Here is a 13946-nt window from a genome sequence, read left to right as displayed (position 1 = left end):
GTGAAAACACAACTATAATATCAAAAAAAAGTGGCTATAGCAATGAATTTAAGAAAGTTATCCACAAAATCAATACCTTGTGGAATAAACTTGTCCACAACACGATATACTGTGTAAAAGTGGGAAAAAAGTTTGTGGATATAAAAAACGTGAAAAAACATTTATCCACAAGGAAATATAGATGCTGTGAAAAAGTATGTGAATAGGTTCAAAATGAATATTTAATGAAAATTTCTAGAACCATTGACATTTTCCTAGTTGATTAACTATAATTTATAGGACTGTCTTTAACAGATATTCCTCAGGGAGGTGTCATATAATGAAAAGAACTTACCAACCAAATAAACGTAAGCGCAGCAAAGTACATGGTTTCCGCAGCCGTATGAGCACAGCGAACGGACGTAAAGTGCTAGCAGCTCGTCGTCGTAAAGGAAGAAAAGTATTATCTGCGTAGACCACTGATCGTTCAGTGGTCTTTTTTTCTAATAATAGTGAATTTCCGCTGATGAAATACAGGAGTGTCAATTGATATGAAGAAAAAACATCGTATAAAGAAGAATGATGAATTCCAGGCGGTTTTTCAAAAAGGAAAATCAAATGCGAATCGTCAGTTTGTTGTATACCAATTAGATAAAGAAGAACAGCCAAACTTTCGCATCGGCCTTTCTGTTAGCAAGAAAATAGGAAATGCAGTAGTTCGTAATCGAATTAAGCGCATGGTCCGTCAAGCTATTACAGAGTTAAAAGATGAGATAGATTCTGGAAAAGATTTTGTTATAATAGCAAGGAAGCCTTGTGCAGAGATGACATATGAAGAAGTAAAGAAAAGCTTAATTCATGTCTTTAAACGCTCTGGTATGAAAAGAATAAAAAAGTAGCGTAAGGAAATGAATTACACTATATACATACCGATACAAGGAGGAGTAGGCTTTGAAAAAGAAATTAGGTTTACTAGCCATGGTCGTTGCATTAATGGCGATTGCCACCGGTTGTAGTGAAACGGGTCAGCCGATTACATCGAAAAGTACTGGGATTTGGAATGAATATTTCGTATATCCGCTTTCTCAGTTAATCACGTATTTTGCCGACTTATTTAACAGTAATTACGGTTTAGCAATTGTTATTACAACTCTTATCATTCGTTTTGCATTATTACCATTAATGATTAAACAAACAAAGAGTACAAAAGCAATGCAAGCGTTACAACCAGAAATGGTGAAGTTAAAAGAGAAATATAGTTCTAAAGATCAAGCAACACAGCAAAAACTACAACAAGAAATGATGCAGTTATATCAAAAGAATGGTGTAAATCCATTGGCAGGATGTTTACCGATATTTGTTCAGATGCCTATTTTATTCGCGTTTTATCATGCGATTATGAGAACAACAGCAATTAGTGAACATACATTTTTATGGTTTGATTTAGGACAGGCAGATCCGTTCTATATCTTACCGGTTGTTGCAGCAATTACGACATTTATTCAGCAAAAGCTTGCAATGGCAGGAACAGCTGGTCAAAATCCGCAAATGGCAATGATGCTTTGGCTTATGCCGATTATGATTTTAATCTTTGCAATTAACTTCCCAGCTGCATTATCACTTTACTGGGTTGTTGGTAATATCTTTGGTATTGCTCAAATGTACTTTATCAAAGGGCCAGAGATTAAGGCTAGCAAAGCTGGAGGCTCAAGCAAGTGAGTATAATTACTGCTAAAGGACAAACAGTCGAGCTGGCAGTAGAGGATGCTTTAAGGCAATTAAATACATCAAAAGATCGAGTAGATATAAATATTGTCGATGAGGGTAAAAGAGGATTCTTAGGTTTATTTGGGAATCGTCCTGCAGTAGTAGAAGTTGTATTGAAGAAAGATCCAATTCAGGAATGTGAAGAATATTTAAGAAATGTTATTCACAATATGGGTGTGGAAGTTGAAATTAGTAAAGTTGTAAAAGGACGCGAGATCGAATTTACAATTTCTGGTGATGATGTAGGAGTTTTAATTGGAAAAAGAGGTAATACACTAAACTCTTTACAGTATTTAACAAAACTTGTTGCGAATCGTAACACGAAGCAGTATATAGGTATTACACTAGATGCTGAAAATTATCGTAGTAAAAGAAAAAGTACGCTAGAATCACTTTCTTATCGATTAGCGAAACAAGTATCTAATACGAAAAAAAGAGTTATTTTAGAACCGATGCCATCTTTTGAACGAAAAATTATTCATCAGGCATTATCAAATCATCAAGGTATCAAAACAACTTCTGAAGGAAATGAACCACATCGGCATGTTGTAATATCTCCTAAATGACCGGTTGCTCAAATGAGTGCCGGTTTTTTTGAGCGAAAAATAGATGTGGATAACTAAAAAACACTAAACTTATCCACTGTGAATAAGTTTAGTGTTTTTTACATGGGGATATAATAAAATGAGTTATTCTTCTTTTGTAGATAGGTTCGTTATGGTATCCTAATAATTTAGTGAAAGAAATAATCATGTTGAAATAGAGATAAATAAGCAAGTGAGGTGAAAGGACATGGAATTTGATACAATTGCTGCGATTTCCACAGCGCTTGGAGAGGGTGCAATTGCCATTGTTCGAGTAAGTGGGGATGATGCGGTTGAGAAAGTTGACCGTATTTTTAAAGGGAAGGATTTAACAGAGGTTCCTTCTCACACTATTCATTATGGTCATATCGTTGATTTAGATACAAATCAAGTTATTGAAGAAGTTATGGTGTCTATTATGCGCGCACCAAGGACTTTTACACGTGAAAATATAGTGGAAATTAACTGTCATGGCGGACTTGTTTCAGTAAATAAAGTATTGCAACTTATTCTAGCGCAAGGAGTACGATTGGCAGAACCGGGCGAATTTACAAAACGTGCTTTTTTAAATGGACGTATCGATTTATCACAAGCAGAAGCTGTTATGGATTTGATTCGAGCAAAAACAGATCGTGCGATGAATGTAGCAATTAATCAAATGGAAGGGCGATTATCTAAATTAATTGGTCGCCTACGTCAAGAAATATTAGAAACATTAGCTCATGTTGAGGTAAATATAGATTATCCAGAATACGATGATGTAGAAGAGATGACACATAATATTTTAATTGAGAAAGCGACGCATGTTCGTTCGGAAATCGAAAAAATATTAGAAACATCAAAACAAGGGAAAATTTTACGTGAAGGTATTGCTACAGCAATTATCGGTAGACCTAATGTTGGGAAATCATCGTTATTAAATAGTCTTGTTCAGGAGAAAAAAGCAATTGTAACTGATATTGCAGGAACAACTCGTGATGTTATTGAAGAGTACGTTAATGTGCGTGGTGTACCTCTTAAACTTATAGATACAGCCGGTATTCGTGAGACAGAAGATGTTGTTGAACGAATTGGTGTGGAGCGATCAAAAGAAATGATGAGCCAAGCAGATTTAGTATTAGTTGTTGTCAACTATAGCGAGGCTTTAACAAATGAGGATGAAGATCTATTCCATGCGGTACAAGGAAAAGACTTTATTGTTATTGTGAATAAGACTGATTTACCGCAAGCGATTGATATGGAACGTGTTACAGAGTTAGCTGCGGGAAATCGTGTTATTACAACATCCTTAATTGAGGAACAAGGAATAGATGAACTCGAAAAGGCAATAGCTGATTTATTCTTTGAAGGAACAATCGATTCTGCAGATATGACATATGTTTCTAATGCGAGACATATTGGATTATTAACACAAGCGGGACAAACAATCGGTGATGCAATTGAGGCAATAGAAAATGGTGTACCAATTGATATGGTGCAAATTGATTTAACAAGAACGTGGGAAATACTTGGTGAAATTACTGGTGACACAGTCCATGAAAGCCTAATTGACCAGTTGTTCTCTCAATTTTGTTTAGGAAAATAATATAGTGATGTTTTAGAAAGATAGAGATTATTAGGAGGAATAAACAATGGGATACAATGCCGGTTCATACGATGTCATAGTAATCGGTGCAGGTCATGCAGGATGTGAAGCTGGTCTTGCGGCAGCACGAATGGGCTCAAAAACATTAATGTTAACAATTAACTTAGATATGGTAGCTTTCATGCCATGTAACCCTTCTGTTGGTGGACCAGCAAAAGGGATTGTTGTTCGTGAAATTGATGCATTAGGCGGAGAAATGGGACGTAATATTGATAAAACTCATATTCAAATGCGTATGCTAAATACAGGTAAGGGGCCAGCTGTACGTGCACTTCGAGCGCAAGCTGATAAATTCTCTTACCAACATGAATTGAAGAAAACAATTGAAGAAACACCAAACTTAACGTTATTCCAAGGAATGGTAGAGCGTTTAATCGTTGAAGATGGTATGTGTAAAGGGGTAGTTACACAAGCTGGTGCAGAATATACAGCAAAAACCGTTGTAATTACGACTGGAACATTTTTACGTGGCGAGATTATCATGGGCGACTTAAAATATTCAAGCGGTCCAAATAATCAGCAACCGTCTATTACATTATCTGAGCATTTAGAGGAACTTGGGTTTGATCTTGTTAGATTTAAAACAGGGACACCTCCGCGTGTAAACAGTAATACAATTGACTACAGTAAAACAGAAATTCAACCGGGTGATGATAAGCCACGTTCGTTCTCTTTTGAAACAACGAAATTTATTATGGATCAAATTCCATGTTGGTTGACATATACAAGTACAGAAACACACCGTTTAATAGATGAAAATTTACATCGTTCAGCTATGTATTCTGGTATGATTAAAGGAACAGGCCCTAGATACTGTCCTTCTATTGAAGACAAAGTAGTAAGATTTAATGATAAACCACGTCATCAAATTTTCTTAGAGCCAGAAGGGCGTAATACACAAGAAGTATATGTGCAAGGTTTATCCACAAGCCTACCAGAAGATGTACAACGTGACATGCTTAGAACAATTCCAGGCCTAGAAAATGTTGAAATGATGCGCACAGGTTATGCAATTGAATATGATGCAATTGTGCCAACACAACTATGGCCAACACTTGAAACGAAAAAGATTAAAAATTTATATACAGCAGGACAAATTAATGGAACTTCTGGTTACGAAGAGGCGGCAGGACAAGGGCTTATGGCTGGGATTAATGCAGCATGCCGTTCTTTAGGTAAAAAAGAAGTTGTTTTAGGTCGTGAGGATGCTTATATTGGTGTCTTAATTGATGATCTTGTTACGAAAGGTACAAATGAACCATATCGTTTATTAACATCTCGTGCAGAATACCGTCTATTATTACGCCATGATAATGCTGATCTTCGTTTAACTGAAGTTGGTCGTGAAATTGGATTAATTAAAGAAGAGCGCTATGAGAGATTTACAAATAAAAAACTACAAATTGAACAGGAAAAGGAACGTTTAAGCAGCATTATTATTAAACCACGTCCTGAGGTTCAAGAATTAATTCGCAATATTGGCGGAAGTGAATTGAAAGATGGAATACGTGCGAGTGACTTATTACGTCGTCCAGAGATGACATATGAGCATATTCATCTTTTAGTACCAAGTGAAGTAGAATTAAGTGATGAAGTTACAGAACAAGTTGAAATTCAGATTAAGTACGAAGGATACATTGAAAAATCTTTACAGCAAGTAGAGCGTATGAAGAAAATGGAGAGTAAAAAAATACCTGTAGATATTGATTATGATGCGATTTCTAGCCTTGCCTCAGAAGCTAGACAGAAATTGAAAGATGTTCGTCCACTTTCAATGGGGCAGGCTTCACGTATTTCTGGCGTAAATCCAGCGGATATTTCCATTTTACTTGTTTATATAGAACAAGGAAAAATTGCGCGCGTATCGAACCAATAAATAGTAAGGAGATATTGCTAGATGAACATAGAACAATTTCAATCTATGCTAGAAGAGAAGGGGATCACCCTCTCTTCTAGACAGTTAGAGCAGTTCAAAATCTACTTTGAAACATTAGTAGAGTGGAATGAGAAAATGAACTTAACGGCTATTACAGAAAAAGAAGAAGTATACTTAAAACACTTTTTTGATTCTATTACAGCTGCTTTTTATTATGATTTTTCAAAACCGTTCTCAATTTGTGATGTTGGTGCAGGGGCTGGATTCCCAAGTATTCCTTTAAAAATCTGTTTCCCGCACTTAAAAGTAACAATTGTAGATTCATTGCAAAAACGTATTAATTTCTTAAATCACTTAGCACAAAAGTTAGAATTAAGTGATGTTGCATTTTGTCATGATCGTGCTGAAACATTTGGGAAAAAAGAAGGTGTACGTGAATCATACGATATTGTAATGGCACGTGCAGTTGCACGTCTTTCTGTATTAAGTGAGCTATGTTTACCACTTGTAAAAGTTGGAGGAACATTCATTGCAATGAAAGGTGCAGCAGCAAATGAAGAAATCGAAAATGGTAAGTATGCTTTAGAGGTGCTAGGCGGAGAGTTAAAAGAGATGTCTACGTTCCAATTACCGTTTGAAGAGAGTGAACGTAATATTTTATTAATCGAGAAAAAGCGCAAGACACCAAAGAAATATCCACGCAAACCGGGAACGCCCAATAAATTACCTATTGAAAAATAAATCTTATTAGACGTAAGATTAAATTATATAAATGAAAACGTAAATGTTTCATAGGAAACATTTTATGGAGAATAGTCAATAGGCCTAAAAGGTGGTGGAATATGTATGAAAAATACGTTTTCTCGTTTATTTGGCTTTGGAGATAAAGAGAGCGAATTCGAATTACAAGACGAAAGCCATGAAGAAATAGATAAAAAGGTATATGAAGAAATACAAGAAATTCCGATAGTAAATATTACCCCTAACCGTTATCAACCAAGAACAGTTTTTGATGATGCGCGTATTGATGAGCTAGCATTAACGATTCGTACACATGGACTTATTCAACCGATTGTTGTAAGGCAATATGAGGATGATAAGTACGAGATTATTGCTGGAGAAAGACGCTTTCGTGCGGCAACAAAGTTAGGTTGGGAAAAGGTTCCTGCAATTATAAAGAACTTAAATGATACAGAGACAGCTTCTGTAGCTTTAATTGAAAACTTGCAACGCGAGGAACTAACGGCAATCGAGGAAGCTGTGGCATATCAAAAGCTGATTGAGTTACATAATTTAACACAAGAAGCATTGGCACAACGACTTGGAAAAGGACAATCTACAATCGCAAATAAGTTGCGATTGTTAAAGTTGCCTGAAGAAATAAAAAGTGCATTATTAGAAAAAAGCATTACAGAACGTCACGCCCGCGCTCTCATTCCTTTAAAAAATGAGGAATTACAACTGAAGGTTTTACAGGAAATTGTGGAGAAACAACTGAATGTAAAGCAAACAGAAGAACGAATTGCGAAGTTACTAGAGGAAGCAAAACCGAAGCGTAAGGCAAAGCAAAAAGCAGTAAGTCGAGATACGAGGATTGCTATGAATACAATTAGACAATCTTTACAAATGGTTACTGAAAGTGGTTTGAATGTTAATTCTGAGGAAGAAGAATTTGATGAGTACTATCAAATTACAATTAAAATTCCAAAGAAAAAATAATAATGACGTGTTAGAGACCTTATCCTATTGGAGAGGTCTCTTTTACTATATTTTCTTGTTAAATGAAGAAGGAGTTTAGAAATAAATTTTGAAGTTTAATAAAGGACGTAAAAGAAAAAGTTTTATTTCATGTTACAATAAACGTAATTGTTATTAGAATAAGATAGAAAGGTTGAAAGTAGGTGACATCATGGGAAAAATCATTGCTATTGCTAATCAAAAAGGCGGTGTTGGAAAAACCACAACATCTGTTAATTTAGGGGCTGGATTGGCGCAAGTAGGTAAAAAAGTCCTTCTTGTAGATATTGATGCTCAAGGAAATGCAACGACTGGTGTGGGAATTGAAAAATCTGAATTAGATCAATGTATTTACAACGTTCTTGTGGAAGATGCAGATGTTCAAGGGGTTATACAGAAAACCGCAACGGAAAACTTAGATGTTCTACCCGCTACAATTCAATTGGCTGGTGCTGAAATTGAATTGGTACCGACTATTTCCCGGGAAGTACGTTTACAAAGAGCATTACAGCCAGTTCGTGATGAATATGATTATATTATTATCGACTGTCCCCCATCTTTAGGGTTATTAACAATTAATGCATTAACAGCAGCAGATTCTGTTATTATTCCTGTACAGTGTGAATATTACGCACTAGAAGGGTTAAGTCAGCTATTAAATACAGTTCGACTTGTACAAAAACATTTAAATAAAAATTTAGCAATTCAAGGTGTATTGTTAACGATGTTGGATGCCCGTACAAATTTAGGGATCCAAGTTATAGATGAAGTGAAAAAGTATTTTAGGGATAAAGTATATCGCTCGATTATTCCGCGTAATGTACGCTTGAGTGAGGCTCCAAGTCATGGGAAACCTATTATGCAGTATGACGCTAAATCAAGAGGAGCAGAAGTATATATAGATTTAGCAGAGGAAGTGATTGCAGGTGGCTAAGGGATTAGGAAGAGGAATTAATGTGTTTTTTCCTGATTTAGATGTGAAAGAAGAGGAAACAATTCAGGAGATTCTTGTAACTGAATTAAGGCCAAATCCATATCAACCGCGTAAACACTTTAATAAAGAGGCTATTCAGGAATTAGCAATTTCGATTAAGGAACACGGTATTCTACAACCATTAATTGCTAGGAAGAGTATTAAAGGATATGAAATCGTTGCAGGTGAAAGACGATTTCGTGCTGCAAAAGAGGCTGGTTTAGAAAAGGTACCTGCGGTTGTAAGACAATTAACTGAACAGCAAATGATGGAATTTGCTTTGTTAGAAAACTTACAACGAGAAGATTTAAATCCTATGGAAGAGGCAATGGCATACCAGATGTTAATGAATGAGCTAAATGTAACGCAAGAACAATTAGCGAAACGTCTTGGCAAAAGCAGACCTTACATTGCAAATTATACTCGGTTATTAAGCCTCCCTTCGTTCGTCCAAGATATGATTGCAAATGGTCAACTTTCAATGGCTCATGGGAGAACTTTACTTACGATAAAAGATGAAGAACAATTGAAGTCCTTATTGAAACGCATTGAAAAAGAAGGATTAAATGTTCGTCAATTAGAGAAAATCGTCCAAGAGATTAATCAACACGTTTCACGTGAAACAAAAAAAGTGAAAAAAGAGCGAAATATATTTTTCGTAGAACGTGAAACGTTCTTAAGAGAAAAGTTTGGCACAGATGTGAAAATTAAAGAGACGAAAAAAGAAAAAGGTAAAATCGAAATTGAATTTTTTAATAAAGAAGATTTGAATCGTATTTTAGAACTATTATCACAAAAAAAATAAAGAGCAAACCATCTTATTATTTATAGATGGTTTGCTTTTTTTAGTGCGGATAATTTTTGATCCGTCTCTTTTATACTTTGTGCGATTACATCGGCCATTTTCATAACTAAACTTAATCTTGTATTTTGAAGAACGAAAAACTCCATAAACCCATTTAGATTGACGATACCGTGTATATGCAGATCACCAACTGCAGGTAATTTCTTATTCATAGCAGCTCCAGGCTTACTAGGGCCCTTTCCAATAGTGATTGACCCGATATTTTGAGACTTTCCTAAACATGCATCAACAGCAATTATAAATGCAGCAGGATATTCTTTCTGTATATTTTGAATTTTTTCTTCTAAATTTAGCGCATGTACTGGCTCATCTAGTGTACCGAATACTTGGAGGTTTTTGATGTCTATTTGTTCAAGTTTTGTACCAACTAACGGGCCGAGTGCGTCACCTGTAGAACGATCTGTTCCGATACAAACGAGAATGAGTGGTATATTAGTTTTAATAGGAATGTGGGTAAGTAAGAAATTACTGATTATCTCAGAGGCTTCTAGATCCTGGTGCATAACGTTTTGAGTTTCTTTCTCAAAAAATGGTAAGCGAAAACTTCCAATATTCATGAAGCACCCATCCTTTTAATAAATTTTCAATATATGTTATATAGTGAGAAAAATGGAAATCTATAAGTGCGTAATTTTTGCAAAATGTGAATGAAAACGGAAATAATAGTACTATTATATATATATTCGTTCAATTTTATACCTGAATGGCGGGGGTAAAATAGGATTAAAATCATAAAATTTTTTCAGCAATTAGAGGACTTCTGATACAATAATAAGGATAACTAAAAAGAAATTTTAGCTAGAGAGGTAGAGGTACATGGATTTATTAACGAAGTGGTTTAATTCTACGAAACAGTATTTATTAGATGCTGATCGTTGGGCTCATATTGGAGTTGCGACATTAAAAATATGTATTATTTTAATAATCGGTGCAGTTGTTGTGCGAATTGCAAGAGCGGTTGTACGAAATGCGTTTCGTATGGGGAGTCGTTCTCCAATTCAAATTTCAGAACGTCGTACAGTTACAGTAGCGAAATTACTTGAAAATATTGTAGCGTACGTTGTTATGTTTATTATGCTGATTGCGATTTTAGGTGTGTTTGATATTAATGCATCAGGTTTATTAGCGGGTGCCGGGGTAATTGGTTTAGCAGTCGGATTTGGTGCTCAAAGTTTAGTGAAGGACGTTATTACAGGTTTATTTATTTTGCTAGAAGATCAGTTTTCAGTTGGCGATTATGTTAAAATCGGTCAATTTGAAGGAGTCGTTTTAGAAATTGGACTTCGTACAACGAAAGTAAAGAGTTGGACAGGTGAAATTCATACTTTACCAAACGGAAGTATTATCCAAGTTACTAACTACTCAGTTAGTAATAGTGTAGCATTTGTTGATGTATCTATTTCATATGAGGCTGATATTGCGAAAGCAGAGCAGGTTATTGAAGATTTATTAGTAGAGTTACCTTCAAAGTACGAAAAAATGGTAACAACACCTCAATTATTAGGTGTGCAAACGTTAGCTGCATCAGAAGTTATATTACGCGTTATTGCTGAAGTAGAGCCGATGCAACATGCAGTTATTGCAAGGGCACTTCGTAAAGAGATTAAAAATCGTCTTGATTTACATGGAATTGAAATTCCATATCCACGTATGGTTTTATATAATCGTGAAGAATTGGTTAGTGGAAAAGCAATTTAGTATGGAGAGGAGGAGTTTGAAGAGTGGAGCAAAAGGAATATAACTTGTACGATGTTGTGGAAATGAAGAAAGCACATCCATGTGGCGAGAATCGTTGGAAAATTATTCGTATGGGAATGGATATCCGCATTAAGTGCGAGGGATGTGACCATTCAGTAATGATTACTCGAAGAGAGTTTGATCGTAAGGTGAAAAAAATACTTGTGAAGCACGAAGAATAGAGAGAGAGTAACAGTTACAGTAGGTAACTGTTACTTTTTTTCGTTTGGCGGAAACTTGTCATTTTTTTCGTTACTATCTATAATGATGAAAGATTGAGACATAGGAGTGAAAAATATGGGATTAACGGCTGGGATTGTTGGATTACCTAACGTAGGGAAGTCCACTTTATTTAATGCAATTACACAAGCAGGAGCAGAATCTGCGAACTATCCATTCTGTACAATTGATCCAAACGTAGGGATTGTAGAAGTACCAGATGAGCGTTTAAATAAATTAACGGAATTAGTAGAACCGAAAAAGACTGTTCCGACTGTATTTGAGTTTACTGATATTGCAGGTATCGTAAAAGGTGCTAGTAAAGGTGAAGGTTTAGGAAATAAATTCTTATCTCACATTCGTCAAGTAGATGCAATTTGCCAAGTTGTTCGTTGTTTTGAAGACGAAAATATTACGCACGTTTCAGGGAAAGTAGATCCAATTGATGATATCGAAACAATCAACTTAGAGCTAATTTTAGCGGACTTAGAGTCTGTTGATAAGCGTATCGAGCGTGTTGCGAAATTAGCAAGACAAAAAGATAAAGAAGCTGTATATGAGCATGAAATTTTAGTTCGTTTAAAAGAGGCTTTTGAAGAGGGGAAACCGGCTCGTACTGTTGAATTTACAGAAGAGCAGATGAAGATTGTTAAAGGCCTTCATTTACTTACAACAAAAGAAATGTTATACGTAGCGAACGTAAGTGAAGACGATATTATCGATCCTTCGGAAAATAAATACGTACAAATGGTAAAAGAATTTGCAGAAAATGAAAATTCTCAAGTAATCGTTGTATGTGCAAAAATCGAATCAGAAATCGCTGAATTAGACGAGGAAGAGAAAAAAGTATTCCTTGAAGAACTAGGTATTGAAGAGTCTGGTTTAGATCAATTAATTCGTGCAGCATATGACCTATTAGGACTTGCTACTTACTTTACAGCTGGCGTTCAAGAAGTACGTGCTTGGACATTTAAACAAGGTATGAAGGCACCACAATGTGCTGGTGTTATTCATACAGACTTTGAGCGTGGATTTATTCGTGCAGAAACAGTTTCTTACGATGACTTAATGACAAACGGTTCTATGACAGCTGCAAAAGAAGCTGGAAAAGTACGTTTAGAAGGAAAAGAGTATATCGTAAAAGATGGAGATGTTATGCACTTCCGTTTTAACGTTTAATTTAATATTTCCTAGGAAAAATAAAGATATGAGCTTGGCGAATATATTATATGTTTGCCAAGTTTTTTATGTATTGGTGAGTTGATTCATATAACTTACTATGATATAATCTAAACTCGTGAGTAATTACTATAAATTAATTGCTCCTTGCCCATTATGGGCCGTTTAGACCAAAAGGAGGTGAAAGTGTAATGAGAAAGTACGAAATTATGTACATCATTCGTCCTGGCGTTGAAGAAGAAGCTCAAAAAGCTTTAGTTGAACGTTTTGCAGGTGTTTTAACAAACAATGGTGCAGAAATCATTAACACGAAAGAGTGGGGTAAGCGTCGTTTAGCTTACGAAATCAACGACTTACGTGAAGGTTTCTACATGATCTTAAACGTGAACTCTAACGCAGAAGCGATTAACGAATTCGACCGTTTAGCTAAGATCAACGAAGATATCCTTCGTCATATCGTTGTTAAAGAAGAAGAAAAATAATTGATATATAAGGGAGAGTGGTTCGATTGATGAATCGTGTTATCCTCGTTGGTCGTTTAACTAAGGACCCTGACTTACGTTACACGCCCAATGGTGTTGCAGTAGCTACTTTTACGTTAGCTGTGAATCGCGCATTTGCGAATCAACAAGGTGAGCGTGAAGCTGACTTTATTAATTGTGTAATATGGCGTAAACAAGCAGAAAACGTAGCAAATTATTTGAAAAAAGGAAGCTTAGCAGGCGTAGATGGACGTCTTCAAACTCGTAATTACGATGGACAAGACGGTAAACGTGTGTATGTAACAGAAGTTCTTGCGGAAAGCGTACAATTTTTAGAGCCGCGTAATGGCGGTGGGGAGCAACGTGGTTCATTCAATCAGCAACCATCAGGAGCTGGTTTCGGTAACCAAAGCTCTAACCCATTTGGTCAATCTAGTAATTCAGGTAACCAAGGTAATCAAGGGAACTCTGGATTTACGAAGAATGACGATCCATTTTCAAATGTAGGTCAACCGATCGACATTTCCGACGACGATTTACCGTTCTAATACAGTAAATTTGTTAGTTTTAACAAAGAATGGAGGGAAATAGACATGGCAGGACGCAAAGGTGGACGTGCGAAACGTCGTAAGGTGTGTTTCTTCACAGCTAACGGCATCACTCGCATTGACTATAAAGATGTTGATTTATTAAAACGTTTCGTTTCTGAGCGTGGTAAAATTTTACCTCGTCGTGTAACAGGGACAAGCGCAAAATACCAACGCAAACTTACAGTTGCAATTAAACGTGCTCGTCAAATGGCACTTTTACCATATGTTGGTGAATAATAGCGTATGAAATGCACAGTAGAGTCGGACTCTACTGTGCATTTTGCTATGCTTTTCTTTTTGAAAGAGAGGTTAA

At 35.9% G+C, this 13946-nt stretch carries 18 protein-coding genes; 17 read left to right on the top strand and 1 reads right to left on the bottom strand.

What is annotated here, in order from left to right:
• The 11 genes from BCG9842_RS31725 to spo0J all read left to right on the top strand — a co-directional run.
• The coding region (locus BCG9842_RS31725) for a hypothetical protein (RefSeq protein ID WP_222861282.1) at positions 1-206 on the top strand (206 nt) is incomplete at its 5' end.
• Positions 207-319: 113 nt separating this feature from the next.
• A complete protein-coding gene (gene rpmH, locus BCG9842_RS27240; protein WP_000831901.1) occupies positions 320-454 on the top strand; it encodes a 50S ribosomal protein L34 in 135 nt (44 codons plus the stop codon).
• 76 nt (positions 455-530) lie between these two features.
• On the top strand, positions 531-878 hold the full coding sequence (gene rnpA, locus BCG9842_RS27235) for a ribonuclease P protein component (protein WP_000726621.1): 348 nt from the start codon (positions 531-533) through the stop codon (positions 876-878).
• 52 nt (positions 879-930) lie between these two features.
• Positions 931-1698, top strand: coding sequence for a YidC family membrane integrase SpoIIIJ (spoIIIJ, locus tag BCG9842_RS27230; RefSeq protein ID WP_000727741.1), 768 nt, complete (start codon positions 931-933; stop codon positions 1696-1698).
• A complete protein-coding gene (jag, locus tag BCG9842_RS27225) occupies positions 1695-2312 on the top strand; it encodes an RNA-binding cell elongation regulator Jag/EloR (protein ID WP_000022797.1) in 618 nt (205 codons plus the stop codon). The genes spoIIIJ and jag overlap by 4 nt, the downstream gene beginning before the upstream one ends.
• Positions 2313-2538: 226 nt before the next feature.
• The gene (gene mnmE, locus BCG9842_RS27220; protein WP_000393760.1) at positions 2539-3915 is read left to right on the top strand and encodes a tRNA uridine-5-carboxymethylaminomethyl(34) synthesis GTPase MnmE; all 1377 of its coding nucleotides are present in this window, start codon (positions 2539-2541) and stop codon (positions 3913-3915) included.
• 46 nt (positions 3916-3961) lie between these two features.
• On the top strand, positions 3962-5851 hold the full coding sequence (gene mnmG / locus BCG9842_RS27215; protein ID WP_000541045.1) for a tRNA uridine-5-carboxymethylaminomethyl(34) synthesis enzyme MnmG: 1890 nt from the start codon (positions 3962-3964) through the stop codon (positions 5849-5851).
• A gap of 21 nt (positions 5852-5872) precedes the next feature.
• Positions 5873-6592, top strand: a complete 720-nt coding sequence (gene rsmG / locus BCG9842_RS27210) for a 16S rRNA (guanine(527)-N(7))-methyltransferase RsmG (RefSeq protein ID WP_001019628.1) — start codon at positions 5873-5875, stop codon at positions 6590-6592.
• Between the two features lie 105 nt (positions 6593-6697).
• Positions 6698-7570 carry a nucleoid occlusion protein gene (gene noc / locus BCG9842_RS27205; RefSeq protein WP_000799016.1) on the top strand — a complete coding sequence of 291 codons (873 nt, stop codon included), beginning with the start codon at positions 6698-6700 and terminating at the stop codon, positions 7568-7570.
• Between the two features lie 190 nt (positions 7571-7760).
• Entirely contained in the window at positions 7761-8522 is a 762-nt protein-coding gene (gene soj / locus BCG9842_RS27200) for a sporulation initiation inhibitor protein Soj (protein ID WP_000516114.1), read from the top strand.
• Complete coding sequence (gene spo0J / locus BCG9842_RS27195; protein WP_001051833.1) at positions 8515-9366, top strand: stage 0 sporulation protein Spo0J; 852 nt, start codon at positions 8515-8517, stop codon at positions 9364-9366. Before soj ends, spo0J begins: the two co-directional genes overlap by 8 nt.
• 20 nt (positions 9367-9386) lie before the next feature.
• Here spo0J and yyaC read toward each other — a convergent pair whose 3' ends face one another.
• A complete protein-coding gene (gene yyaC, locus BCG9842_RS27190) occupies positions 9387-9983 on the bottom strand; it encodes a spore protease YyaC (RefSeq protein WP_001020710.1) in 597 nt (198 codons plus the stop codon).
• 259 nt (positions 9984-10242) lie between these two features.
• Between yyaC and BCG9842_RS27185 the strand changes: the two genes are divergently transcribed.
• The 6 genes from BCG9842_RS27185 (at position 10243) to rpsR (ending at position 13870) form a co-directional block, all read left to right on the top strand.
• Complete coding sequence (locus BCG9842_RS27185; protein WP_000365111.1) at positions 10243-11124, top strand: mechanosensitive ion channel family protein; 882 nt, start codon at positions 10243-10245, stop codon at positions 11122-11124.
• Between the two features lie 23 nt (positions 11125-11147).
• Positions 11148-11345 (top strand): DUF951 domain-containing protein, encoded by a 198-nt coding sequence (locus tag BCG9842_RS27180; protein WP_000435486.1) that lies wholly within the window; start codon positions 11148-11150, stop codon positions 11343-11345.
• A gap of 115 nt (positions 11346-11460) precedes the next feature.
• Positions 11461-12561 carry a redox-regulated ATPase YchF gene (gene ychF, locus BCG9842_RS27175; protein ID WP_000524658.1) on the top strand — a complete coding sequence of 367 codons (1101 nt, stop codon included), beginning with the start codon at positions 11461-11463 and terminating at the stop codon, positions 12559-12561.
• A 191-nt stretch (positions 12562-12752) separates the two neighbouring features.
• Positions 12753-13043 (top strand): 30S ribosomal protein S6, encoded by a 291-nt coding sequence (gene rpsF, locus BCG9842_RS27170; RefSeq protein ID WP_001233781.1) that lies wholly within the window; start codon positions 12753-12755, stop codon positions 13041-13043.
• A gap of 26 nt (positions 13044-13069) precedes the next feature.
• Positions 13070-13591, top strand: a complete 522-nt coding sequence (ssb, locus tag BCG9842_RS27165; RefSeq protein ID WP_000981963.1) for a single-stranded DNA-binding protein — start codon at positions 13070-13072, stop codon at positions 13589-13591.
• Positions 13592-13636: 45 nt separating this feature from the next.
• Complete coding sequence (rpsR, locus tag BCG9842_RS27160) at positions 13637-13870, top strand: 30S ribosomal protein S18 (RefSeq protein ID WP_000918873.1); 234 nt, start codon at positions 13637-13639, stop codon at positions 13868-13870.
• Positions 13871-13946 lie beyond the last annotated feature (76 nt).

The organism is Bacillus cereus G9842, assembly GCF_000021305.1.
Lineage (GTDB): Bacteria > Bacillota > Bacilli > Bacillales > Bacillaceae_G > Bacillus_A > Bacillus_A thuringiensis_S.
The sequence above is the reverse complement of the archived record's forward strand: the minus strand, read 5'-3'. Positions and strand labels throughout refer to the sequence as shown.